24 protein-coding genes are annotated in these 22,230 nt (G+C 70.9%); 15 read left to right on the plus strand and 9 right to left on the minus strand.

What is annotated here, in order from left to right:
• The first annotated feature begins 53 nt into the window (after positions 1-53).
• Positions 54-1,778: a bifunctional metallophosphatase/5'-nucleotidase gene (locus ACFP1K_RS03305; RefSeq protein ID WP_380746951.1), complete on the plus strand. Its 1,725-nt coding sequence runs from the start codon at positions 54-56 to the stop codon at positions 1,776-1,778.
• Positions 1,779-1,837: 59 nt separating this feature from the next.
• On the opposite strand, the gene ACFP1K_RS03310 is transcribed toward ACFP1K_RS03305, so the two are convergent.
• A complete protein-coding gene (locus ACFP1K_RS03310) occupies positions 1,838-2,557 on the minus strand; it encodes a response regulator transcription factor (RefSeq protein ID WP_380746952.1) in 720 nt (239 codons plus the stop codon).
• A gap of 312 nt (positions 2,558-2,869) precedes the next feature.
• Here ACFP1K_RS03310 and ACFP1K_RS03315 point away from each other — a divergent pair, with 312 nt between their 5' ends.
• The 9 genes from ACFP1K_RS03315 (at position 2,870) to ACFP1K_RS03355 (ending at position 8,595) form a co-directional block, all read left to right on the plus strand.
• The gene (locus ACFP1K_RS03315; RefSeq protein WP_380746953.1) at positions 2,870-3,127 is read left to right on the plus strand and encodes a MoaD/ThiS family protein; all 258 of its coding nucleotides are present in this window, start codon (positions 2,870-2,872) and stop codon (positions 3,125-3,127) included.
• A 75-nt stretch (positions 3,128-3,202) separates the two neighbouring features.
• Positions 3,203-3,880, plus strand: coding sequence for an LmeA family phospholipid-binding protein (locus tag ACFP1K_RS03320; RefSeq protein WP_380746954.1), 678 nt, complete (start codon positions 3,203-3,205; stop codon positions 3,878-3,880).
• 31 nt (positions 3,881-3,911) lie between these two features.
• The gene (locus ACFP1K_RS03325) at positions 3,912-4,424 is read left to right on the plus strand and encodes a sigma-70 family RNA polymerase sigma factor (protein WP_380746955.1); all 513 of its coding nucleotides are present in this window, start codon (positions 3,912-3,914) and stop codon (positions 4,422-4,424) included.
• Positions 4,421-5,233, plus strand: a complete 813-nt coding sequence (locus tag ACFP1K_RS03330; protein ID WP_380746956.1) for an anti-sigma factor family protein — start codon at positions 4,421-4,423, stop codon at positions 5,231-5,233. Before ACFP1K_RS03325 ends, ACFP1K_RS03330 begins: the two co-directional genes overlap by 4 nt.
• A gap of 38 nt (positions 5,234-5,271) precedes the next feature.
• A complete protein-coding gene (locus ACFP1K_RS03335; protein ID WP_380747077.1) occupies positions 5,272-5,601 on the plus strand; it encodes a TlpA family protein disulfide reductase in 330 nt (109 codons plus the stop codon).
• A 32-nt stretch (positions 5,602-5,633) separates the two neighbouring features.
• Positions 5,634-5,714 carry an Ms5788A family Cys-rich leader peptide gene (locus ACFP1K_RS03340; RefSeq protein WP_380747078.1) on the plus strand — a complete coding sequence of 27 codons (81 nt, stop codon included), beginning with the start codon at positions 5,634-5,636 and terminating at the stop codon, positions 5,712-5,714.
• 247 nt (positions 5,715-5,961) lie between these two features.
• Complete coding sequence (locus tag ACFP1K_RS03345) at positions 5,962-6,801, plus strand: sulfurtransferase (RefSeq protein ID WP_380746957.1); 840 nt, start codon at positions 5,962-5,964, stop codon at positions 6,799-6,801.
• Positions 6,798-7,100 carry a DUF1416 domain-containing protein gene (locus ACFP1K_RS03350; protein WP_380746958.1) on the plus strand — a complete coding sequence of 101 codons (303 nt, stop codon included), beginning with the start codon at positions 6,798-6,800 and terminating at the stop codon, positions 7,098-7,100. The genes ACFP1K_RS03345 and ACFP1K_RS03350 overlap by 4 nt, the downstream gene beginning before the upstream one ends.
• 121 nt (positions 7,101-7,221) lie before the next feature.
• Positions 7,222-8,595, plus strand: coding sequence for a hypothetical protein (locus ACFP1K_RS03355; protein WP_380746959.1), 1,374 nt, complete (start codon positions 7,222-7,224; stop codon positions 8,593-8,595).
• Here the strand turns inward: ACFP1K_RS03355 and ACFP1K_RS03360 are convergent.
• Genes ACFP1K_RS03360 through ACFP1K_RS03370 form a run of 3 tightly spaced genes read right to left on the minus strand, consistent with a single transcriptional unit; the run spans position 8,489 to position 10,748 of the window.
• Entirely contained in the window at positions 8,489-9,370 is an 882-nt protein-coding gene (locus ACFP1K_RS03360; RefSeq protein WP_380746960.1) for a hypothetical protein, read from the minus strand. The genes ACFP1K_RS03355 and ACFP1K_RS03360 overlap by 107 nt on opposite strands.
• Positions 9,370-10,074 (minus strand): hypothetical protein, encoded by a 705-nt coding sequence (locus ACFP1K_RS03365; RefSeq protein WP_380746961.1) that lies wholly within the window; start codon positions 10,072-10,074, stop codon positions 9,370-9,372. The genes ACFP1K_RS03360 and ACFP1K_RS03365 overlap by 1 nt, the downstream gene beginning before the upstream one ends.
• Positions 10,074-10,748 (minus strand): hypothetical protein, encoded by a 675-nt coding sequence (locus ACFP1K_RS03370; protein WP_380746962.1) that lies wholly within the window; start codon positions 10,746-10,748, stop codon positions 10,074-10,076. The genes ACFP1K_RS03365 and ACFP1K_RS03370 overlap by 1 nt, the downstream gene beginning before the upstream one ends.
• A gap of 216 nt (positions 10,749-10,964) precedes the next feature.
• Here ACFP1K_RS03370 and ACFP1K_RS03375 point away from each other — a divergent pair, with 216 nt between their 5' ends.
• From ACFP1K_RS03375 to ACFP1K_RS03390, 4 genes are all read left to right on the plus strand, one after another.
• A complete protein-coding gene (locus ACFP1K_RS03375; RefSeq protein ID WP_380746963.1) occupies positions 10,965-12,923 on the plus strand; it encodes a hypothetical protein in 1,959 nt (652 codons plus the stop codon).
• Between the two features lie 62 nt (positions 12,924-12,985).
• Complete coding sequence (locus ACFP1K_RS03380) at positions 12,986-16,072, plus strand: ATP-binding protein (protein ID WP_380746964.1); 3,087 nt, start codon at positions 12,986-12,988, stop codon at positions 16,070-16,072.
• Between the two features lie 54 nt (positions 16,073-16,126).
• Positions 16,127-17,356, plus strand: coding sequence for a MurT ligase domain-containing protein (locus ACFP1K_RS03385; RefSeq protein WP_380746965.1), 1,230 nt, complete (start codon positions 16,127-16,129; stop codon positions 17,354-17,356).
• Entirely contained in the window at positions 17,346-18,059 is a 714-nt protein-coding gene (locus tag ACFP1K_RS03390; RefSeq protein ID WP_380746966.1) for a type 1 glutamine amidotransferase, read from the plus strand. The genes ACFP1K_RS03385 and ACFP1K_RS03390 overlap by 11 nt, the downstream gene beginning before the upstream one ends.
• 381 nt (positions 18,060-18,440) lie before the next feature.
• Here ACFP1K_RS03390 and ACFP1K_RS03395 read toward each other — a convergent pair whose 3' ends face one another.
• The 4 genes from ACFP1K_RS03395 to ACFP1K_RS03410 form a co-directional block, all read right to left on the minus strand.
• On the minus strand, positions 18,441-18,785 hold the full coding sequence (locus tag ACFP1K_RS03395) for an ester cyclase (RefSeq protein ID WP_380746967.1): 345 nt from the start codon (positions 18,783-18,785) through the stop codon (positions 18,441-18,443).
• Complete coding sequence (locus ACFP1K_RS03400; RefSeq protein WP_380746968.1) at positions 18,782-19,219, minus strand: MarR family winged helix-turn-helix transcriptional regulator; 438 nt, start codon at positions 19,217-19,219, stop codon at positions 18,782-18,784. The genes ACFP1K_RS03395 and ACFP1K_RS03400 overlap by 4 nt, the downstream gene beginning before the upstream one ends.
• Before the next feature lie 75 nt (positions 19,220-19,294).
• Positions 19,295-19,885, minus strand: coding sequence for a cysteine dioxygenase family protein (locus ACFP1K_RS03405; RefSeq protein ID WP_380746969.1), 591 nt, complete (start codon positions 19,883-19,885; stop codon positions 19,295-19,297).
• 2 nt (positions 19,886-19,887) lie between these two features.
• Positions 19,888-20,535, minus strand: coding sequence for a dihydrofolate reductase family protein (locus tag ACFP1K_RS03410; protein WP_380746970.1), 648 nt, complete (start codon positions 20,533-20,535; stop codon positions 19,888-19,890).
• Positions 20,536-20,642: 107 nt separating this feature from the next.
• Between ACFP1K_RS03410 and ACFP1K_RS03415 the strand changes: the two genes are divergently transcribed.
• Entirely contained in the window at positions 20,643-21,512 is an 870-nt protein-coding gene (locus ACFP1K_RS03415) for a LysR family transcriptional regulator (RefSeq protein ID WP_380746971.1), read from the plus strand.
• Positions 21,513-21,862: 350 nt separating this feature from the next.
• Here the strand turns inward: ACFP1K_RS03415 and ACFP1K_RS03420 are convergent, their stop codons facing one another.
• Entirely contained in the window at positions 21,863-22,225 is a 363-nt protein-coding gene (locus ACFP1K_RS03420) for a DsrE family protein (protein ID WP_380746972.1), read from the minus strand.
• Between the last annotated feature and the right edge of the window lie 5 nt (positions 22,226-22,230).

Consider the following 22,230-nt stretch of genomic DNA (forward strand, 5'->3'; position numbering starts at 1 on the left):
TCGTTACCTGTGGTTCGTTTTATGCTGAGCTGACGTCCCTAGTGTCGTGGGCTATGAGCTCAGGAACGTTCCTGCGGACCGCGGTCGCCGGCCTAGTAGTGGCCGCCGGTCTCGCGGTGGCCGTCGCCGCTCCGGCGTCGGCCCACCCCAAACCGCCCAAGCCCCCCAAGCCGCCCGTGACGGTCCCCGTCCGGCTGGTCGCCATCAACGACTTCCACGGCAACCTGGAGCCCCCCACCGGCTCCGGCGGCGCCATCGTCAACGAGAGCGGCACGTCGGTCCCCGCCGGCGGCGCCGCCTTCATGGCGACCCACCTGAAGTCGCTGGTGAACCGGGACACCGCCGTCGTGGCCGCGGGCGACCTGATCGGCGCGACGCCGCTGATCTCCGCCGCCTTCCACGACGAGCCCACCGTCGAGCTGCTCGGCAAGCTCGGCCTGGACGTCTCCAGCGTCGGCAACCACGAGTTCGACGAGGGAATCGCCGAGCTCAAGCGCATCCAGAACGGCGGCTGCCACCCCGTCGACGGATGCTCCCCGGCGGGCCGCTGGAAGGGCGCCAAGTACGAGTACCTCGGCGCCAACGTCCTGAAGGAGGACAGCGGCAGGTACGCCCTCCCGCCGGTCGCCATCAAGAAGATCAACGGCGTGAAGGTCGGCTTCATCGGCCTGGTCACCCAGACCACGCCGACCATCGTGACCGCCGCCGGCATCGAGGGCCTCGAGTTCGCCGAGGAGGTCGAGTCGGGCAACCGCGCGGCCCGGCTGCTGCGCCTCGCGGGCGTGAAGGCCATCGTGGCGCTGGTGCACGAGGGTGACTCGGTCGCCCCGAACCAGAGCCCGGACGCCTGCCCGGTCACCCCGGCCGCGGGCACCCGGATCGCCCAGGGCCTCAGCCCGGACGTGGACCTCGTCGTCATGGGTCACTCCCACCAGGCCTACATCTGCAAGACGCAGGACCCGGCGGGCCAGGACCGCTACTACACCCAGGGCTCGTCGTTCGGCCGCGTGCTGACCACGATCGACTTCCAGGTGGACAAGAAGACCGGTGAGGTCGTCCGCTCGTCGGTGGTGCCGGACAACCACGTCGTCACCCGCGACGTGACGGCCGACCCGGCGACCAGCACGTTCGTGCAGACCTGGAAGGACCGGGTCTCGACGGTGGCCAACAAGCCCATCGGCAACATCACCGCCGACATCGGCCGCACCGCCGCCCCGTCGGGTGAGACGCCGCTCGGCGACCTGATCGCGGACGCGCAGCTGGAGGCCACCAGGACCGGCGGCAACGCCGAGATCGCGCTGATGAACCCCGGCGGCGTGCGCGCCGACCTGACCTTCGCCCAGAGCGGGTCGGAGGGCAACGGGGTCGTGACGTACGGCGAGGCGTTCACCGTCCAGCCGTTCAACAACCTCATGCAGGTCGTCACGCTGACCGGCGCGCGGCTGGACGCGCTGCTGGAGCAGCAGTGGCAGAGCGGCGGCACGGTCACCCGCATCCTGCAGCCGTCCGCGTCGCTGACCTACACGATGAACCTCTCGCAGCCGATCGGCTCGCGGGTGTCGGACATCAAGATCAATGGCGTGGCGGTCACCGACGCGCAGCAGATCAGGGTCGCGGCGAACAACTTCCTGGTCGGCGGCGGTGACGGCTTCAGCGTCTTCCGCGAGGGCACCGACCTGTGGAGCGGGCCGCTGGACATCGACGCGCTGGTCGCCTACTTCGGTGCCCACACGCCGATCGCCCCGCCCGCGGTGGGCCGCATCACGCTCGCCGGATAGCACAGACCGTCCCGGGCTCGCCCTCTTGAAGGAGGGCGAGCCCGCGGATCGGCCGGTGTCTAGCGGTGGACGGGCGCGGGCTCGCGCTCGTCGATCTGCTCCCCGCCGCGGTCCGGGACGAAGCGGTACCCGACGTTGCGCACCGTGCCGATCAGCGACTCGTACTCGGCGCCCAGCTTGGCGCGCAGGCGCCGCACGTGGACGTCGACGGTGCGGGTGCCGCCGAAGTAGTCGTATCCCCACACCTCCTGCAGCAGCTGGGCGCGGGTGAAGACCCGGCCTGGGTGCTGCGCGAGGTACTTGAGCAGCTCGAACTCCTTGAACGTGAGGTCGAGGGCGCGATTGCGCAGCCGGGCCGTGTAGGTGGCCTCGTCGATCGAAAGATCGCCGCTGCGGATCTCGTCCGGAACCTCGTCGCTCGCGGAGATGGACATGCGGCCGACGGCGAGCCGGAGCCGCGCCTCGACCTCCGCGGGTCCCGCCGTGTCGAGGAGAACGTCGTCGGCTCCCCATTCGGCGGTCATCGCGGCCAGCCCGCCTTCGGTGACGATCACCATCAGCGGGCAGTCGATACCAGTGGTCCGGAGGAGGCGGCACAGGCTCTTGGCATGTACGAGCTCCCTCCGGGCGTCGACCAGGACGGCGTCGGCCGGCGGCGCGTCGATCAGAGCGGACGCCTCGGCGGGCGCCACACGGACCGAGTGAAGGAGCAGCCCAAGTGCGGGCAGGACCTCAGCAGAGGGCTCCAATGCGTTGGTGAGCAGCAGCAGATTACTCACAGCACCTCCTCATCCAGAGGCTGATCGGGGAGTGAGAGGACGCGGCTTCGCTCACTCACCGCATCGGCCTCCTCCCCGCGTTGTGACGGCGCAGCCGTACAAAACACGTAAAGGACCCGGGGGCTTCATCGCCCAGGTCCCGTCAGTACGTGAGGATAGCCCACGGGAAAGATGCGTCCATAGGCCGGTCACCTGTGAACGACCTATCACCCGGGAAATACGCGGGAAATACGCGTAACCGAGCCCTTGCCGTGTGTTACCCGCGTACCGCGAGGCGAGGGCCGGGTCGCGGCTGGGAAGGGCAGGTCACTGATGGCAAAAGGTACAGTCCGTTACTGGGCGGCGGCCAAGGAGGCCGCGGGTGTCGCCGAGGAACCGTTCGATGCGGCAACTCTGGCTGATCTGGTGGCAAAAATCACATTAAAATATGAGAATCCGGATTTGGAGCGCGTGCTGGGTCTCTCGTCCTTCCTCGTGGACGGCGACCCCGCGGGCACCCGGGATCCGCGCACGGTCGCGCTGAAGGACGGCGCGGTCGTGGAGGTCCTGCCACCCTTCGCCGGTGGGTGAGCGTTTCGCCCCCGGACCCCGGGGGAGTTGGCCGGACGCGGATGCTCTCCGCATGTGGATCCCCGAAGGAGTCGGATGCGCAAGTTCTTGGTCTTCCTGATCCTGCTCGCCGTCGCCCTCGTCGTCCTCGACCGCGTCGCCGTCTCCGGCGTGCAGAGTGAGATCGCCCGCCAGATCGCCGCCAAGTACGACCTGTCGAGCGAGCCGAAGGTCGAGGTGCGCGGCATCCCCTTCCTCACCCAGGCGGTCGCCGGGCACTACGACGAGATCAGCGTCGGCATCGGTGAGATGACCACCCCGGACGGCGCGAGGGTCTCCCGCATCGACGCCGTCCTGTACGGCGTGCGCGCCCCGCTGATGGACCTGATCCAGAGCCCCGCCACGGCCGACATCCGCGCCGACCGCGTCACCGGCACCGTGGTGATCTCCAAGGAGACCCTGGACCGGCGCGCCCCGCGCGGCCTGAAGGTGACCGGTGGCGGCGACGACTCCCTCAACGTCACCGGCAAGATCACCGTGGCGGGGATCGAGATCCCGGTGAACGCCACGATGAAGATCTCGGTCGTCTCCGGCGGCATCCGCCTGACCCCGGAGAAGGTCAACGGCACGCAGGTGCCCGACGCCGCCCGCCTGCTCAGCTTCAACGTGCCCATCAAGGACCTCCCCCTCAGCCTGAAGATCAAGAGCGTGCGGAGCACCTCCGAGGGATTGGCCGTCGAAGGCACCGCCACGGACGTGCCGCTACGTGCCTGAACCGGACCGGCCCGCCGTACGTCATGAGTCTGTGAGCCCCGCCGGAACAGCCGACGAGCAGCTGATCAGGACTCTTTTCGACGAACACGCGGGGTCACTCTATGGTTACGTGTTGCGATTGACGGGCGATCCGGGCAAGGCGGAGGACGTGGTTCAGGAGACGCTGCTGCGAGCGTGGAAGCATCCGGACATGCTGGAGGGCCGTCCGGTGCGGGCCTGGCTGTTCACCGTCGCCCGCAACCTCGTCGTCGACCACCACCGCGCCCGCAAGTCCCGCCCTCCGGAGACCGGTGACGAGGCGCTGGCCGTGATCCCGGCCGACGACGAGCTGGACCGCGCCGTGGAGTCGTGGGCCATCGCCGACGCCATCGCGGCGCTGCGTCCCGAGCATCGCGAGGTGCTCCTGGAGACCTATTACCGCGGCCGTTCTGTGAAGGAGGCGGCCGAGATCCTGGGCATCCCCGCCGGAACCGTCAAGTCCCGCACCTATTACGCCCTGCGCGCGCTGAAGCTCGCCCTGGAGGAACGAGGGCTGGCGCCATGACCTGCGAGGAGGTACGGATGTCGCTCGGCGCGCACGTCCTCGGCGCGCTGGAGCCGGAGGAGGCCGTCCTGGTGGAGGCGCACCTGGCGACCTGCCCGGAATGCCGGGACGAGCTGGCCGGGCTCACCGGGCTGACCGCGATGCTCGCCCGGGTCGGCGAGGAGGACATCGAGCAGGTGGGCCGCCCGCCGCACGCCGTGCTCGACCGCCTGATCACGACGTCGGCGCGCCGCAGGAGGCTGAACCGCGTCGTGCTCGGCCTCGCGGCGACACTGGTCACGGTCGCCCTCGGCGGCACGGCCTTCCTCAGCTTCGCCGGCGGGGGGCCGGCGAGCGACGCCGGCGCGCCGGCCGCCCTGGCGTCGGCGCCGACCCCGAACCCCAGCCCCGAGGCGGCGGCCGGGCAGCGGCGCAGCATGGAGCAGGACACCGCCGACCAGCCGATGCTCGCCACGGGGTCGGCCGTCCCGCCGGGCGAGACGCCGATGCTCCAGAAGGGCGACGCCGCCTCCGAGGTGTCGGGCCGGCAGAACGGCGTGAGCGCCTTCCTCACCATGACCCCGGGGACCAAGGGCACCGCGATCACGGTGCAGCTGTCCGGCGTCCCGAGCGGCACCTCCTGCCGCGTGACCGCGGTCGGGCGGAACGGCACCAGGGCCCCCGCGGGCAGCTGGACGGTCGAGAAGGCCGACTACCGCGACGGCATGGCGACCTTCACCGGGCACACCGAGCTGCTGCCCGCGACGATCGAAGGATTCGACATCAGCACCTCGACCGGACGCCGCCTGCTGTGGCTACCCTTGCCGTGAGCACCGCGCGTTTCGCGGTGCGCGCGGTGAGGAGTGAGATGGAGACCGTGTCGCCGGCCGACCTCGGCGCCGAGCTGGGCGAACGCGCCACGCTGGTCCACTTCTCCACGGCCTTCTGCCAGCCGTGCCGGGCCACCAGGCGCATATTGGGAGAGGTGGCCGAGATGGTCGCCGGGGTGCGTCACGTCGAGGTGGACGCCGAGTCGAGCCTTGACCTGGTCAGGCGGCTCGGCGTGGAGAGCACGCCGACGGTGTTCGTGCTGGACGCGAGCGGCCGCGTGCTGAAGCGCGCGAGCGGCCTGCCCCGAAAAGCGGACGTGATCGCGGTACTCGGGCGCACTGTATCTCACGAAACGGACGCGACGTGACAGATGCCGGGACCAGAGGTACTGTCGTGGACATGACTTCCTCGACAGAGCTGACCAAGCGGCGGGCGGTTGATTTCTGCCGCGTCGCCACCGCGCTCTGTCGTATTGCCTGAGGGCGATCCGTCGCGGCCCGCACCGCCACCGATCTGAAGAGTGCCCGTTCCCATCGGCACGACCCCTTCAGGAGCATCCCGTCATGCAGGTCCAACTCGCAGGTGCCCGCGCTTCGGCGCGATCGTGGCCTGCGCACGGGTCGGCGGCCCTGCTCGCCACGTTCCTGAACAGCGCTTCCCGGCACGTCCGGGCCGCGCCCAACGTACATGATCACCCGCCGCTAACCCGATAACGGGAGGTTCCCCAATGAGCCGCTCCGCCGTACTGGTGGACGCCGAATGGGTCGAGGCCAACCTCGACACCCCTGGCGTCGTGCTCGTCGAGGTCGACGAGGACGCCAGCGCTTACGACAAGGGCCACATCCGTGGCGCCGTGAAGATCGACTGGAAGAAAGACCTGCAGGACCCGGTCCGCCGTGACTTCGTGGACCGCGAGGGCTTCCAGGCCCTCCTGTCGGCTCGGGGCATCGCAAACGACGACACCGTGGTGCTGTACGGCGGCAACAACAACTGGTTCGCCTCCTACGCCTACTGGTACTTCAAGCTCTACGGCCACCAGAACGTCCGCCTGCTCGACGGCGGCCGCAAGAAGTGGGAGCTCGACTCCCGCGAGCTGGTGACCGACACGCCCGCGCGTGCCGCCACCCAGTACACCGCGCAGGACCAGGACCTCGAGCTGCGGGCCTTCCGCGACGACGTGGTCAACGCGATCGGCAAGCTCAACCTCGTGGACGTCCGCTCGCCCGACGAGTTCACCGGCAAGCTGCTCGCGCCCGCCCACCTGCCGCAGGAGCAGGCGCAGCGCGCCGGCCACATCCCGACCGCGCGCAACATCCCGTGGTCCAAGGCGGCCAACGACGACGGCACGTTCCGCTCCGACGACGAGCTGCGCACGCTGTACGGCGAGGCCGGCGTCGACTTCGGCAAGGACACCATCGCCTACTGCCGCATCGGTGAGCGCTCCGCGCACACCTGGTTCGTCCTGCACGAGATCCTCGGGCAGGCCAACGTCAAGAACTACGACGGTTCATGGACCGAGTACGGCTCGCTGGTAGGCGTGCCGATCGAGCTGGGGGAGGCCCGATGACCACCACACAGGGGTGCGCAGCGCCGGAGCAGACCGTCGCGCTGCCCGCCGGCATCGACCTGGCCACCCAGGCCGTCATCCAGGGAGTCGTCACCGGCACGGGCACCGCCTACGCCCGCCTGCTCGACCACTCCGGCGAGTTCACCGGCGAGGTCGTGGTGTCCGACGAGGGCATCTTCCGCTTCTTCGCCGCCCCGGGCTCCTGGACCGTCCGCATCATCGCGGGCGGCGGCAAGACCAAGGACGTCGCCGTGGAGGCCCGCCTCGGCGAGGTCGCCCAGCTGCAGGTGGCCGTCTGACGGCCGCTCACACGTCGCGCTGACGGCCGGTGCCCCGCTACGGGGCACCGGCCGTCACGTTTCGGGCAACGGCCGATGATGCTGCTGCGGCCGCTGGGGCCACGTCGATAAGATGCACCGGATGTCCGAAATCCGTACTCCGACGGTCTGGTCCCTGCCGTGGCACACGCTGCGACTGGCCGGGCGCTGCCTGCTGCCGCTCGTGATGTGGTTCTCGGTGGGAGAGCTCGCGCGCTTCGGCCTGCTGGTCGGCGGCACGGAGTTGTCGCACGGCTCCATGCGCGACCTGCGCCTCACGCTCACCATGCTGGTGTTCCTGGTCATGGTGATGATCGGCCTGCTGGTGAGCACCGGCATGTTCCTGTCGCTGCGCGGCGCGCTGTACGAGACGCGGGCCCGGCGCGCGGAGGGCCAGGAGGACGAGAAGCTCACCGACAGCGTCGGCCGGACCATCGTCCCGTTCACGGTGCTCTACCTGAGCTGGGGCTGGCAACTGGACGACGTGCGCGCGTTCCTCAACACCGACATCGAGCGGCAGAGCGGCGACAAGGGCTACCTCGGCGCCTGGGCGGACTACTTCACCGGCGCCGACCAGGGCACGGCCCAGGGACTCACCAGCCTGAACTTCAACATCACGCTGATCATCATGCTCGCCGCCTTCCTGGGCCGTTACGTGCTCAGCACGCTGCACGAACGTCGCGGCGGCCGTACGGTGGCCCTGCTCATCGCGTTCTGCGAGCTGGCCTTCTTCTACTACGGCGTCCAGGTGATCGCCTCCCGGGGTGACTGGGTGGGCAGCCGGGCCGGCGTCAGCTGGTGGCACGGGTTCCTGGCGGACATGTCGGCGAACATCCCCGGCTGGTCGGCGTTCTGGTCCTGGGTCGGCGAGATCTGGCCGCAGGCCTGGGAAGCGCTGATCCTGCCCGGGGCCTGGCTGACCGTCGCCATCCTGATGTACGGCGCGTACGCCGAGGACGCCAAGTCCGTGATCAAGGACACCCGCCTGGAGGGCGGGATGACCGAGGTGGAGCGCGCCTTCGCCGAGCGCAGCCACTCGCTGACCCGGCGCACCCTGACCAGGCTCTTCGGCCGCTGGGCGCACTGGGTGGCGCTCGCGCACACCGTCCGGCTGACGGTGCGCGGCGGGGCGCCGCTGTTCGGCCTGTTCGCCGTGTGCTTCGCCGCGATCAAGATCGGCGAGGGGTACGCCGCGCGCGGGCTGGAGTACCTCCTCCACAGCGACTTCCCGCTCTTCTACTGGAACGTGCTGTTCGTCCCGATCAACTTCGCGGTGGACCTCGGGGTGACGGTACTGACGACATGCCTGCTCGCCGCGACCTTCGACGTCGCCGCCGGGGCCGAGCGGCGGCGCGCGGCCGCCCCGGCGGTCAGCGGTCGAAGTGCAGAGCCGGCCCGGTCCGCTCCAAGGCCTGACGCTGGTTCGTCCACAGTTCCAGTTCCACCTGGTCCGCCAGTTCCGTCGGGACCGCGCTGAGCAGGGTGAACCGGCCGGGGATCCCGGGGAGCATCTCCTTGGGGGTCTTCGAGGGCAGGGCCAGCCACGACCGGCCGCGGGTGTCGGTGAGCAGGAAACCCGGCGGGGATGTCGTGTAGTACTTGCCGTCGTCGTTGATGGCCGTCCCCTCCAGCTCGATCTGCAGCATCAGCCGGTCGGGGGTCTCCGGGTCCTGCTGGGGGGAACGGGCGAACCCGATCACCTTCCACTCGGCGTTCTGCAGCTTGACCGTCATCCCCTGCGCCACGTAGCGCACCTCGGCCTTCTGCACCCGCGAGTCGTACCGGTTCAGGGCGTCGTATCCCTGGACGGCGAGGAACGCGGCGCTCAGGCCGACCGCGCCGAACAGGTGCAGCCCGAAGCGCGCCACGGCGGGCATCGGGCGGCGGCGCCGCCGCACCTGCCGCTCCGGGGCCTCGTCCTCGGCCGCCGAGGCCTGCGGCGGGGCGGGTGGCGGCGGCCACGGCGGCGGGGAGGCGTCGGCGGGCGCGGCCCAGGCGTCGACCGGCGGGGTCTGCGGGATCGGGGGCGGGGCCTGGGGGATCGGGGGCGGGGCCTGGGGGATCGGGGGCGGCGGAGCCTGCGGGGCGTCGTCCACCACCGGGATCGGCATGGTCGAGCTGTTGCGGGAGTCCGGGGGCGGCCAGACCCGGGTGTCCGGGCGGGGCAGCCGCGGGCCCGGGGTGAACCACGAAGGCTCCCCGGACGGCGGGCGGAAGACGCCGGTGTCGTCCTGCTTGCGGTCCCTGCGCATCAGCCGTTCACCTCGTAGACGTCCTTGGCGCCGGCGACCGTCCGCCTGGCCGCGGCCTCGTCCATGCCGGTGTCGAACGACGCCTCCGCCATGAACTGGTCGCCGAAGAGGGGGGACGGCTCCTCCGAGACGATCACCCGCGCCCCGGCGACGTCCTTCGGCGGCACCTCGAAGAAGAAGAGGCCCGAACGCCACCAGCCCGGCTGCACCCACTTGGAGGCCAGCCCCGCGGTCTCGGGCACCCGCTCGGTCGCGTCGAACAACCTGCCGTCCGCGGTGAGCAGCCGCGCGGACAGCCGCACCGGCCTGTTCGGCGTGGTGGCGCCGACCTTGGCGATCATGAAGACCTGGTCGGTGGGCGCGTCCTCGGTGGAGTACTGCTTCTTGACCCGCACCGTGCGGGCGAACTCGACCCGCTCCAGCCGTGCGGTGAACCGCGGCGTGGTCAGCTCGTCGTGCATGCCGCCCGAGGCGGTGAGCGGGTCGTTGAGCCGGTCGGGGGTGAGTATCAGCGGCTGCATCCAGACGGCGGCGGCCACCAGCGCGAGCCCCACCGCGACGCCGAGCGCCTTTCGCCATCCCGTGACCCGCGCGGCGGCCGGGGCGCCCGGAGGCGGCGGACCCTGGACGGCCGGACCGGTGGGCGGCGGCGCCTGCACGGCCCGGCCGGCGGGCGGGGCCTGCGGCGCGGCACGGCGGGCCATCACGCGTCCACCGACCGGACCGGCAGGTCGACCCGCGCGGTGACCACGGGCTCCCAGCGCCCGGTGCGCCCCTTGGCCACGTCCTCCTTGGTGGGGGGCTTCTCCTCCATGACCATGGTCCATTCGTAGGTCTCGGCGAAGAACGTCTCGCGCCACACGTACGTGCCGGTGTCGATCCGCACGCTCTTCGGCGCGCGTTCGCCCTCGGCCAGCTCGAACGCCATGATCACGGTGCTCGGCACGCCCGGGTGCAGCTGGTCGTAGGCGTGTCCCGGCACCGAGACCACGAAGCGGGGACCGAGCCCCTCCGAGGGGTCCTTCGGCTTGATGACCTCGCCGTCCGCCCGGACGGTGGGGAGCACGTTGTCCATCGTGTACGCCGAGATGGTGCGGTCCGACTGGTTGGTGACCGAAAGGACGATCTCCAGGTACCGCTTGTCCGAGATGCCGATGCCGTCGTGCCCGCCGACGCGCACCACGGCGTCCACGAAGCGGGTGCGCATGCGGCCCTGGTCCACCTCTGCTCCCTTGCCGAGCGACTCGGGCGCCGGGACGGCCTCCTCGAAGCCGCCGAGGAAGGCGTTGGCCGCGAGGACGCCGGCCACGAGGACGGTCACGACGGGGAGCAGCACCAGCCGTCGGGCCCGCCGGCCCCGCGCGGATGGAGACGTCATGGGACAGGATGCTAGTGGTTGTCCATCCACATCCGCCGCATTCGTCCCACTAGTTCTCCCCAGTGACCCGCGCCACCCGCCAAGGGTCAGGAAATCGGTCCGAATGGCGAGAACCGTGCCCGAATGCGAGGAGCACCTCTTACGCTTGCACAGTCGGAGAGCGGACACGATGTCAGGGCTCTCCCGCAGGCGCGACCATCGACAGGTGGAGGTCCGGTGGCGGAAGGGCACCCAGACCGTGCGCAGCTCCAAGCTGACCGCATCTACCTCGGGTGCGAGTACGCCCTTCTGCATCCCGATCCGGGGCCGCCGCCGAAGCGGCCCTCGCCGGGGGAGATCCCCGAGGAGCCGGACGTCGTGGACCCGGTCTGGGTTCGCCGGGAGCGGCTCCAGGAGGACCTGCTCAACCGGCCGCTGAAGACCTTCGGTGTCCTGATGGCGCTGATCAGCGTGTTCATCCTGGTGCTGGGCTTCACCGAGGTGCTCGGGTGGCCGTTCGCGGTGATCGGGCTGGTCGCGACCGGCGGGGTGGCCTCCATCTGCGGGTACGCCGTCCACCAGGGCAAGCGGGCGCTGCGCTCGCGCATCAGGGAGCAGGAGGCGCTGGTCGAGCGGCGCCGGGAGACCCGCGAGAAGAAGCTGCACGAGGCGCAGGAGGAGCACGCCGGGCGGTACCGCGAGTGGGCCGCCAGGAAAGAGCAGTACGACAAGCAGCTCACCTGGTACGCGGTCTCGGTGCCGGACGAGATCGACCGCATCGACGTGGCCGGTGGCACGCTCCCGGGATGGTCCGCGCTGATCACGACGCTCGGCGCCACCCGGCTGTACAGCGGCGGCCACCTCACCGTGCTCGACCTGTCCGAGGGCGCCGTCGCCAAGGACCTCATCGCGCTGGCCCGGCGCGGCCAGGACGACCCGCTGGTCTGGGTGCTCCCGGCCGACCTGCCCCGGCTCGACCTCGGCGCCGCGCTGCCGCCCGAGGCGTTCGCCGACGTGCTCGCGCACGTGGTGAGCGTCAGCGAGGAACACCGCACCACCCGCGACCTGAGCTTCGACAACGCCATCCTGGAACGGGTGCTGGAGGTCCTCGGCGAGAACGCCACCATCAACCAGGTGACCGCCGCGCTGCGCGCCCTGGCCCAGGTCGGCGACCCGCGCGACGACCTGCGGTTCGGCCTGCTCACCGCCACCCAGCTCGAACGCATCGGCACGCTGTTCGGCCGCGGCGTGACCGACCGCGTCGTGATCGAGCGCGCCTGGGCCCTGGAGTCCCAGCTCCGCAAGCTGGAGCGGCTCGGCTCCGAGCGCGTGCGGCTGCAGCCCGCCCAGCTGCGCGCCAAACTGCGCGTCATCTCCATGGACCGCCAGGCCGGGGTGTTCGGCAACCGCGTGCTCGGCACGTACGTCGCCACCGCGCTCACTCACATCCTGCGCCGGGCACCCGTACCTGAGCGGCCCTGGGACAGCACGATCATCGTGGCCGGCGCGGACAAACTGCGCGGCGACGTGCTCGACCGCCTGATGGACGCCTGCGAGACCTCCCAGACCGGCCTGGTCCTCACCTACCGCTCCCTCACCCCCACCGTGCGGGAGCGCCTCGGCCGGGGCCACGCCGCCGTCGCGTTCATGCGCCTCGGCAACGCCGAGGACGCCCGGGTGGCCAGCGAGCACATGGGCACCGAGCACCGCCTGGAGCTGGCCCAGCTCACCGAGACGATCAGCCCCGCCGTGGACGGCCTGAACGGCTCCTACACCTCCACGGTGAGCGGCTCCACCGCGCTCGCCGTCCCCGGCGAGGAGGAGGAGAAGGGCGAGGACGGCCTGCGCGAGGGCATCACCGAGTCCACCGAGTGGGGCCGCAGCGCCACCAAGGCCATGGGGGAGGAGCGGGTGCTGCACCGCAGCCGCGAGTTCCTGGTGGAGCCGCACCAGCTCCAGCAGCTCCCCACCACCTCGGTCATCGTCACGCACGCCACCGCGGAGGGCCGTCAGGTGCGGCTCGCCGACGCCAACCCGGCCATCCTCACCTTCCCCAAGACCACCCTGGGGGAGTTCGCCGAGGTCCGCCGGGTCATGCTCAAGCCGGCGAAGCCGGAGAACGTCCTCGACGAGGACCCCTTCCCGCCCAACCTCGGCCCGCCGCCGGAGCGGCTGGACTGGAGGAGAACGCATTGAACAGGTAATCCCCTGGCAAACGTCGGTGGCATAAGGCATATGGGCTTGATATGCAGGCAAGCGTGTCCTCAGCAGCGTCCAGCGCGCCGATCCCGCTGAGCGGTCCGTGGTATCGCATCCAAGCGATCACGGCCCCCTCACGCACGTCCTCGGCCGAGTGGGACTTCGTCACGGTCCTGCCCGCCGTCCTGTCCGCCGCCCAGCGCAACCGGCCGTTCGTCATCGGCTGGCTGTCCCGCGGCTCCGGCGCGCCCCTCGAGCTCATCACCAACGCGGGGCCGCTCACCCCGCCCCGTCCGCCGCGCCGCGCCGCCGGAGGCGCCGTGGAGGAGCCGCCGCAGGGCCCGCAGCCGCTGCTGTTCCCCGGCGGCGCCCGGGGCGTGCGCATCGGGGACGACTGGCTGGCCGACCTCGCCGACCTCACCTGGACGCCCTGCCCCGGGCGGCAGGCGCCGCCCCTGAACGGCCGCAGGGAACCGAGCCCCGACGACCTGCTGCGGCCCACGCTGTTCGAGTCCACCCTGGTCACGCTGATGTCCCGGCCGTTCGCCTGGCTGGTGGTCGCCGAGCCGACCAACCTGCTGGACGCCGAGGTGTCCCACCTGCGCACCCAGCTCAACGTGCTGCGGCAGTACGGCGACGCGTCCGAGCGCAGCCGCTTCGACGCCGAGCGGGCCGAGCGGCGCATGCAGGAGCTGGACGCCTTCCGCGAGGCCGGGCTGTGGAACGTACGGGTGCTCGCCGGGGCCGCCGGGCCGGACGAACTGCGGCAGATCGCGCCCGTGCTGGTCGGCTCGGTGGAGATGAGCCACCACCCGTACCGCCTGCGCAGCGCGCTGTCCCTGCCGATCCTCGCCGGTTTCGGCAGGCCCGGCGTGCTGGAACCGGTGTACGGCTTCCCCGAGGTGCTCGGCGTCACCCTGCAGGACCCCGCCGACGACGCGAGCACGCCGTTCGCCGCCACCGCGGGCGCGCTCGCCGCCCTCGCCGGGCTGCCGCGCCGCGAGGTGCCCGGGGTGCGGGTGCTGGACGCCGGGTTCTTCGACGTGACCAGCGAGGCCGACGTGAACAGCACCGGTGAGCCGCTGCTGAACCTCGGCGCCATCATCGACGGGCAGGACCGCGCGGTCGGGTCGTTCCGGGTGCCGCTCGCCTCGCTCAACCGGCACGCGTTCATCACCGGCGCCACCGGCTCGGGCAAGTCCCAGACCGTGCGCCACCTGCTGGAGCAGCTCACCGAGGCGGGCATCCCGTGGCTCGCCATCGAGCCCGCCAAGTCCGAGTACGCCGCGATGGCCGGGCGCATGGAGCACCTGGCGCCGCTCACCGTGATCAACCCCTCGGCGCCGGACAACGTGCCGTTCAGCGTCAACCCCCTGGCCCCCGAGCCCGGCTACCCCGTGCAGGCGCACATCGACATGGTGCGGGCGCTGTTCATGGCGGCCTTCGACGCCGAGGAACCGTTCCCGCAGATCATGTCGCTGTCGCTGCAACGGGTGTACGAGGCCAACGGCTGGGACGTGGTCACCGGCGGCGGCATCCCCGGCGCGGCGGTGCAGCCGTCCGTGCCCACGCTGGAGCAGTTACAGGCGCACGCCCTGGAGGTCATCCAGGAGATCGGGTACGGCAAGGAGGTGCAGGCCGACGTCGAGGGCTTCATCTCGCTGCGGCTGCGCAGCCTGCGGGTCGGCTCGGCCGGCCGGTTCTTCGAGGGCGGCCACCCCGCCGACATCGGCGGCCTGCTCCAGCGCAACGTCGTGCTCGCCATCGAGGACGTCGCCAACGACGAGGACAAGGCGTTCCTGATGGGCACGCTCATCATCAGGATCGTCGAGCACCTGCGCATGCGGGCCAGGCAGGAGAAGGCCACCGGCCTCCAGCACGTCATCGTGATCGAGGAGGCGCACCGCCTGCTGCGCGACCGCGGCTCCCAGCGGGCCAGCACCCACGCCGTCGAGCTGCTGGCCGGCATGCTCGCCGAGATCCGCGCGTACGGCGAGGGCATCGTGGTGGCCGAGCAGATCCCCACCAAGCTGATCGCCGACGTGGTGAAGAACACCGCGCTCAAGGTCGTGCACCGCCTGCCCGCCGAGGACGACCGGAGGCTGGTCGGCTCCGCCATGAACCTCAGCGAGGACCAGTCCCGGCAGGTCGTGTCGCTGCGGCCCGGCTTCGCCGCGGTGTTCGCCGACGGCATGGACCGGCCGCTGCGCATCCAGGTGCCGCTCGGCGAGGACCGCGAGCGCACCGCCCCCGGGCCCATGCCGCCCATCCAGGGCCGCAGGTCCGCCGCGTGCGGGCACGAGTGCATCACCGGCAACGCCTGCACGCTGGTCGAGCTGCGCGAGGCCGACCTGCTGGCCGGCGCGCCGGAATGGGCGTGGCTGCGCATCTGGACCGACACGCTGGTGCTGGCCTTCTGCGCCAACCGCCCGCTGCCCGGGGTGCCCCGGGTGCTCCACGACATCTGGTCGGAGCTGCCGCCCCGGCGCCGCGAGTGCCTGCTGGCCACCCTGGTCGAGCGCGCCGTGGCCCGGCGCGCCTGGTCCCTGCGCACCTGCTACGACCCCGGGCTGCTCACCGTGAAGGGCGCCGAGGTCGCCGCGGCGCTGCTGTCGGGGGCCGACCCCGGTGAGGGCGTCCTCGCGGCGGGCGACCGGCCCGGCGCGGCGTGGGTGATCCCGCAGATCCGCTGGGTCCACGAGGTCGACAGGCTCTTCCCCTACGGCCACCCCGCGCCGAACCTGCGCAGCCCCGCCCCGGCCATGGAGTACGCGCTGTTCGGCACCGACCCCGCCGCCCGCCCGTACCCGCACCTCGGGATGAACGGCTCCGGTGCGGACGGCGTGACCCGCACCGAGCTGCTCGGGCACCGCGCCAAGGCGCTGCGGCACCACCCGCTGTCCATGGAGATGGAACGCAACCGGGTGCTGGCCTGGCGGGTGCTGCTCGGTGACGACGAGCACGAGGGCGTCCAGCGGGACTTCGCGACCGTCGCCATCGGCGTGGAGCCCCGGGACCGGGTGCGGCACATCGCGCAGACCATGGGCGCGGGGTGGCTGGAGACCGTGCTGTCGTGGCCGCGCAGATTCGTCCACCCCTTCGAGGAGGCGGGGGAGAACCAAGCCGAGCTGTCCTTCCTGGAATAAGGGATTGGCGGCCCGTGAGGCGCTCTTCGCGCGGCCCCCACTAGGATCTCGGGCATGACCCAGCTACCGCTGCGGGCCCAGCTCGCGAGTGCCCTCGGGCGGACGGCGGCCACGCTCTCCCGTGTCACCGGGCGGGGCGACGGTTCGGTGATCGGCGGACGGGTCGGGCTGATCCTCGAGCCGGACCTCCTCCGCAAACTGGCCGCCGACCGCAAGCTCGTGCTGGTCAGCGCCACCAACGGCAAGACGACCACCACCCGGCTGATCACCTCCGAGCTCCAGGAGCTCGGCGAGGTCGCCACCAACGCCTTCGGCGCCAACATGCCGGCCGGGCACGTGTCCGCGTTGTCGTCGGCCAAGCAGGCGCCGTTCGCGGTGCTGGAGGTCGACGAGAAATACCTCCCCGAGGTGCTCGACACCACCGAGGCCGGCGTCGTCTGCCTGATGAACCTCAGCCGCGACCAGATGGACCGCGCCGCCGAGATCTGGCTGCTCGCCCAGAAGTGGCGCCGCGCCCTCGCCGGGCGGGACACCCACGTGATCGCCAACTGCGACGACCCGCTGGTCACCTGGGGCGCCAGCACCGCCTCCCAGGTCACCTGGGTGTCCTGCGGGCAGCCGTGGAAAGAGGACTCCTGGTGCTGCCCCGAGTGCGGCGGCCCGCTGGACCGCAAGGAGAACGACTGGGCGTGCCGCGAGTGCACCTTCCGCCGCCCCGAGCCGACCTGGGTGCTGGACGACGACGCGGTGATCGACCCGGTACGGCAGCGCTGGGTGCTGGACCTCCAGCTGCCCGGCCGCGCCAACCGCGCCAACGCCGCCATCGCGCTGGCCACCGCCGAGGTGTTCGGGCTGCCCGTGGAGCGGGCGCTGCCCCGGCTGCGCGAGGTGCGGTCGGTCGCCGGGCGGTACACCACCGTGGAGCGGGACGGCCGGGTGCTGCGGCTCCTGCTGGCCAAGAACCCCGCGGGGTGGCTGGAGGCCTTCGAGGTCGCCGACCCCACGCTGCCGATCATCCTGTCGGTGAACGCCCAGGGGCCGGACGGCCGCGACACCTCGTGGCTCTGGGACGTCGACTACCGGGTGCTGAACGGGCGGCCGGTGTTCGTCACCGGGGAACGACGGCTCGACCTCGCCCTGCGGCTGGACGTCGCCGGGGTGGCGTTCCAGCTCTGCGACACCTTCGACGAGGCCATGCGGCGCCAGACGCCCGGCCGGATCGACGTGATCGCCAACTACACCGCGTTCCAGCAGATTCGAGCGGAGTTCGGCCGTGCCGTCTGACAGCGCCCTGCGCATCGTGTGGATCTACCCTGACCTGCTCAGCACCTACGGCGACCAGGGCAACGTGCTGATCCTGGAGCAGCGGGCCCGCAAGCGCGGCATCCCCGTCGAGACGATCTACGTCCGCTCGGCGGACCCCGTGCCCGACTCCGGGGACATCTACCTGATCGGCGGCGGCGAGGACCGCCCGCAGATCCTCGCCGCCGAGCGGCTGCGCCGGGACAACGGCCTGGCACGCGCCGTCGACCGCGGCGCGTCCCTGCTGGCCGTCTGCGCCGGCTACCAGATCATGGGCACCGTGTTCGGCGGCGAGGAGGGCCAGCCCGTGGCGGGCATCGGCCTGCTCGACATCGAGAGCCGCCGCGGCCCGTCCCGCGCCGTAGGCGAGTTGGCCGCCGAGGTCGACACCGGCCTGGGCGGCCACATACTCACCGGCTTCGAGAACCACATGGGCGTAACCCGCCTGGGCTCCGGCGTCCGCCCCCTGTCCCGCACCGTGGTCGGCATAGGCAACGGCGACGGCACCGAAGGCTGCCACACCGGCCAAATAGTAGGCACCTACCTCCACGGCCCCGCCCTGGCCCGCAACCCCTGGCTGGCCGACGTCTTCCTAGGCTGGGCCACCGGCCCCCTCCTCCCCATAGACGACACCTGGTACGACCGCCTCCGCGAAGAACGCCTGTCCACCGTCCTCCCCAACTGACCCACCCCCACCGCCCCGGTTCGGCCCGCGTCCACCGCCCGGCCACACCCCGCCGCCCGGCCACGTCTCGCCGTCCGGCCGCGCCCCGCCGCCCGGCACCCGCCACTCGTCGCACTCCGCGGGTTGTAGGCACCGGCGCCGAGACGGCGGGACGTTGTACGGCGAAGCCGGCGCCGTCGTACGGTGGGAAACCCGGGCGGGCTGGGCGCCCCGGGAAATGGTCCTCGCGGAGGGCGCGCTCCGCGCGGAAGCCGCAAGGGCTGTTCTCCTGCGGGGGACACCCCCGCACCCCCGAAGCCTGCCGGGCTCACCGTGCTCCACTGCATGGGTTCCGGTGGAATCCCGGACCGGATAGAGCACAGTCGTGATTGGGGGCCGGCTTCAGGAGCCGCGGCGCAGGGAGGACAGTGCCCACAGTTCAGCGATACGCCCGTCGCGCACCCGGAAGATCTCCAGCATGGTCGGTGCCTGCTGGCCGGGAATGCCCTGCACGGTCGTGCGGACGGCGGCGGTGTTTCCCTCGACGACCATGTCCTCCACGATGACCTGCGCATCAGGGAAGGCCTCATGGAACTGTTGCCATGACCGGGTGACACTTTCGGGTCCGGTGGTGCCCAGGGGATGGCTGAAGAAGTCCGTCGTGAATATCTCTTCCGTGGCGGTGTGCTCGTAGGCGTTGAACGCCGCGTACATGCGCAACGCGGCGGCCCGCACTTCGTCTGTCATCGGCTCTCCAGTTCGATCACGTTCGCTCGGACGCGCCGTAGGACGTTCAGCACGATTTCCTGCTGCTCTGCGGTGGCACCGGTGAGCAGCCGCTCCTGGTACGCCCGGTGCGACCGCTCCAGGTCGGCCGCTACCTGCTCGCCGGCGGGGGTCAGTGCGGCCAGGGTGTAGCGGTTGTCAGCCGGGTCGAGACGACGCCTGACGAACCCTTCGGCCTCGAACTCCTTGACCAGCCGGGTGACGCTCGCACCGTCGATGCCCAGCGCCTGGCGCAGATCGCTGTGGCTGGTCTCGCCGTTACGCCGCAGCCGGACGAGCACCTGTACTCGCTGCGGGCTCATGCCCACGTGCCGGGCGAATGCCTGCCGCAGATCGGCACATGCGTCACCGAGCTCGCGGAAGAACGTGTCCTCGGCCGTCTCTTCGTACACCATCTCTTTATATCGTCAACTCTTGATGACATCAAGAGTATGCGTCGTGCCGCCCCGGCGCCGGAAGGGTCGGGTTCCTCAGTCGACTGCAGGGCTGTCCCAGCCGGAGACGAACCAACGGACCGCTCCGGTCGCCGGGTCGTACAACCGGCGGTTGAGGGTGCCGATGTTGCCTCCGTAGACGTGGATCCCGACGGTGGGCTCGTCGCCGACGGCCGTGACGGCGTGGACGTCGTCGTCGGTCGTACAGCACACGGTGACCTGCCCGCGTGCCCACACCTGCTCACCGGCGGGCGTCAGAGCTGTGCACGGCTCGGACGAGGCGGGCTTGAGGTAGCGGAGCTCGCGTTCGGCTCCCGCGTAGATTCCGGCGACGCCCCATGTCTCATGTCCGTGCACGGGGGTGCGCTGACCTATGTTCCAGACGACGGACGCCAGAGACCAGCTGTCGTCGGGGGCGATGTGGAGCGGGTACGTGACATGGTGCTCGTCCGACGGCCGGGTGACTTCCGGGGGAAGCCGGTAGCCGCCCGCCAGCAGAGCGGACAGCAGGGCCGCGACCCGCTTCGTGATCTCGTGCTCGTCGTCGATGCTTCCGACCAGCGATGCCACGTCTCCGATGAAGGTGTCCAAGGTCTTCGCGCTCTCATACGGCTCGGTCGCGTTCATGGTCACCGGCTCTTGGCGGTGAAGGTCAGGTGGGTGACGCCGGAGGGGGCCGAGACCGCCTCGATGTCGTACGTCTCCTCCAGCGACTCCAGGCCGTCCCAGAGCCGGACACCGCGGCCGAGCACGATCGGGACCTGCACCACGTGCATGTGATCGACCAGCCCTTCGGCGAGGAAGTCGCGTATCACCGAGGGCCCGCCGCCGAGACGCACGTCCTGGCCGCCGGCCGCCTCACGGGCCCTTTTGAGCGCCTCGGCGGGGGAGGCGTCCAGGAAGTGGAACGTGGTGCCGCCCTCCATCTCGATCGATGGCCGCGGCCGGTGGGTGAGCACGAAGACCGGCGTGTGGAACGGCGGGTCAGCGCCCCACGCGCCCTTGTAGGCGGGGTCGTCCTGCCAGCCGGGCGGACCGAACTTGCCGGCGCCCATGATCTCGGCGCCGACGCCGGGACCGTGCATCGCGGCGAACGCGTTGTCGGTGCCGCCGCTGCCGCCCCGGCCGCCGCCCATCTCATGCCAGAACCGGGTGGCGAACATCCACTCGTGCAGGCGTTCTCCGGCGTGACCGAACGGGGCATCGGGGGCCTGACCGGCGCCGGTGGCGAAACCGTCGAGCGAGATCGAGAAGTTGTGAACCCTTACGTCGGACATCAGCGTGCTCCTTCGATGGTGCGCTTTCCGGTGGACACCAGCATGAGCCACCAGATCTATGACGTCTAATGCTGATGTTCCGTCAATTTCATCGATATTCTCGATGAATGCTCAACCTGATCCATCTCAAGGTTCTGGCCGCGGTGGGGCGCCACGGCTCCGTGACCGAAGCCGCGAAAGAGCTGCACTACTCGCAATCGTCGGTCAGTCACCACCTGGCACGCCTGGAAGCGGCCACGGGCGCCAAGCTCATTCAGCGCGTCGGCCGTGGGATCCGGCTGACCCCCGAAGGGCGGCTGCTGGCCATCCGGGCCACCGAGATCGTGGGACGGGTCGAGGCGGCCACCACCGAACTGGCGGCACAGGTCGGTCTGCAGGCGGGGCGAGTCCGCCTGGCCGCCAACGCCTCGGTACTGAGCACGCTCGTGCCCAAGGCGGCCGCCACACTGGACCGGACGCACCCGGGACTCGAACTGATCCTGATCGACCGTCACCCGGTGGAAGCGCTACAGATGCTGCGGCACGGCGAGATCGACATCGCACTCACCTTCCAGCACGCCGACGCCCCGCGCGACGGAGAGGAAGAGGGCTTCCGCCTGCTCCACCTGGCCGACGACCCGATCTACCTCATAAGCCGCCGACCCGACGACAGCCTCGCCAACCACCGCCATTCCCCCTGGATCGGCGGTTGCCAACGATGCCAGGCCGAACTGATCACCGTATGCCGGCAAGAAGGCTTCACCCCACGCATCGCCTCACTCAGCGACGACATGGTCGTCGTCCAAGCCCTGGTCGCCGCCGGCAAAGGCGTCACCACCCTGCCCGGCCTCGCCCTCCAAGCCCACCGCCACCCCGACATCCACACCACCGAACTAACGAACTCCCACCGCAAGATCCACGCCGTCACCTACGGCGACCCCCCCGACCCACCCGCCGTCGCCGCCGTACTGGCGACTCTCACCCAGTCAGCCAGGTAAACGCCGCCGAATGCACCGACCCCGCCGTTCCACCTACGTTGAGGGTCCAACGGCGAGCCGTCGAAGTGTCCCGCCCAAGAGGTCCCACCGCCCGCAGAGGCACCGACTCCGGCCCAGGCGAACAATGCCGAGGTGAGCGGCGACGGTCGAGGGGTGGAGTCAAGACGGTGGGGAAGGGACGAGGCCGGCAGGCTCGGGGGTGCGGGGGTGTCCCCCGCAGGAGAACAGCCCTTGCGGCTTTCGCGCGGAGCGCGTCCTTCGCGAGGACCGTTTCCCGTGGCGCCCAGCACACCTGGGTTTCCGCCGTAAGGCGGCGCCGGTTTGCCGTGCGTGGATGTCGTTGTGCCGGGTCAGTAGACGAGGGCCTGGGCGTTGTCGGTGAGGGCCTCTTCTACGAAGGTTGAGGCGCCGGCGATTCGGATGCCTTCGATGACGTCGTCCACGCCTATGCCGCGGCGGGCGGCGCATTGGGTGCAGACGGTTACCTTGCCGCCGGTGAGGACGATGTCCAGGAGGTCGGAGAGGGGGGTGGCCTCGGGGAGGGTGAACTCCTTGGCGCGGCCGGGGAGGCCGTACCAGGCCGACTCGCCGGTCAGCCAGAGGGAGACCGGGACGCCGCTGGCCACCGCCGCGGCGGCTACGGTGAACGCCTGGTTGCACCGCTCGGGGGCGTCCATGCCCGCCGTCACCTTTATCACCATTGATCGCGCCATGATCT

This window comes from Sphaerisporangium aureirubrum, assembly GCF_042658925.1.
Taxonomy (GTDB): Bacteria; Actinomycetota; Actinomycetes; order Streptosporangiales; family Streptosporangiaceae; genus Sphaerisporangium; species Sphaerisporangium aureirubrum.

Excerpts from the sequence above, each read along its gene's own strand:
- ACFP1K_RS03315 (WP_380746953.1), top strand. The coding sequence starts at position 2,870 with ATGGCAAAAGGTACAGTCCGTTACTGGGCGGCGGCCAAGGAGGCCGCG.
- ACFP1K_RS03415 (WP_380746971.1), top strand. The coding sequence starts at position 20,643 with ATGCTCAACCTGATCCATCTCAAGGTTCTGGCCGCGGTGGGGCGCCAC.
- ACFP1K_RS03410 (WP_380746970.1), bottom strand. The coding sequence starts at position 20,535 with ATGTCCGACGTAAGGGTTCACAACTTCTCGATCTCGCTCGACGGTTTC.
- ACFP1K_RS03355 (WP_380746959.1), top strand. The coding sequence starts at position 7,222 with ATGTCCGAAATCCGTACTCCGACGGTCTGGTCCCTGCCGTGGCACACG.
- ACFP1K_RS03365 (WP_380746961.1), bottom strand. The coding sequence starts at position 10,074 with ATGGCCCGCCGTGCCGCGCCGCAGGCCCCGCCCGCCGGCCGGGCCGTG.
- ACFP1K_RS03405 (WP_380746969.1), bottom strand. The coding sequence starts at position 19,885 with ATGAACGCGACCGAGCCGTATGAGAGCGCGAAGACCTTGGACACCTTC.
- ACFP1K_RS03340 (WP_380747078.1), top strand. The coding sequence starts at position 5,634 with ATGACTTCCTCGACAGAGCTGACCAAGCGGCGGGCGGTTGATTTCTGC.
- ACFP1K_RS03360 (WP_380746960.1), bottom strand. The coding sequence starts at position 9,370 with ATGCGCAGGGACCGCAAGCAGGACGACACCGGCGTCTTCCGCCCGCCG.
- ACFP1K_RS03320 (WP_380746954.1), top strand. The coding sequence starts at position 3,203 with ATGCGCAAGTTCTTGGTCTTCCTGATCCTGCTCGCCGTCGCCCTCGTC.
- ACFP1K_RS03345 (WP_380746957.1), top strand. The coding sequence starts at position 5,962 with ATGAGCCGCTCCGCCGTACTGGTGGACGCCGAATGGGTCGAGGCCAAC.
- ACFP1K_RS03330 (WP_380746956.1), top strand. The coding sequence starts at position 4,421 with ATGACCTGCGAGGAGGTACGGATGTCGCTCGGCGCGCACGTCCTCGGC.
- ACFP1K_RS03420 (WP_380746972.1), bottom strand. The coding sequence starts at position 22,225 with ATGGCGCGATCAATGGTGATAAAGGTGACGGCGGGCATGGACGCCCCC.
- ACFP1K_RS03370 (WP_380746962.1), bottom strand. The coding sequence starts at position 10,748 with ATGACGTCTCCATCCGCGCGGGGCCGGCGGGCCCGACGGCTGGTGCTG.
- ACFP1K_RS03395 (WP_380746967.1), bottom strand. The coding sequence starts at position 18,785 with ATGACAGACGAAGTGCGGGCCGCCGCGTTGCGCATGTACGCGGCGTTC.
- ACFP1K_RS03305 (WP_380746951.1), top strand. The coding sequence starts at position 54 with ATGAGCTCAGGAACGTTCCTGCGGACCGCGGTCGCCGGCCTAGTAGTG.
- ACFP1K_RS03335 (WP_380747077.1), top strand. The coding sequence starts at position 5,272 with ATGGAGACCGTGTCGCCGGCCGACCTCGGCGCCGAGCTGGGCGAACGC.
- ACFP1K_RS03350 (WP_380746958.1), top strand. The coding sequence starts at position 6,798 with ATGACCACCACACAGGGGTGCGCAGCGCCGGAGCAGACCGTCGCGCTG.
- ACFP1K_RS03400 (WP_380746968.1), bottom strand. The coding sequence starts at position 19,219 with ATGGTGTACGAAGAGACGGCCGAGGACACGTTCTTCCGCGAGCTCGGT.
- ACFP1K_RS03385 (WP_380746965.1), top strand. The coding sequence starts at position 16,127 with ATGACCCAGCTACCGCTGCGGGCCCAGCTCGCGAGTGCCCTCGGGCGG.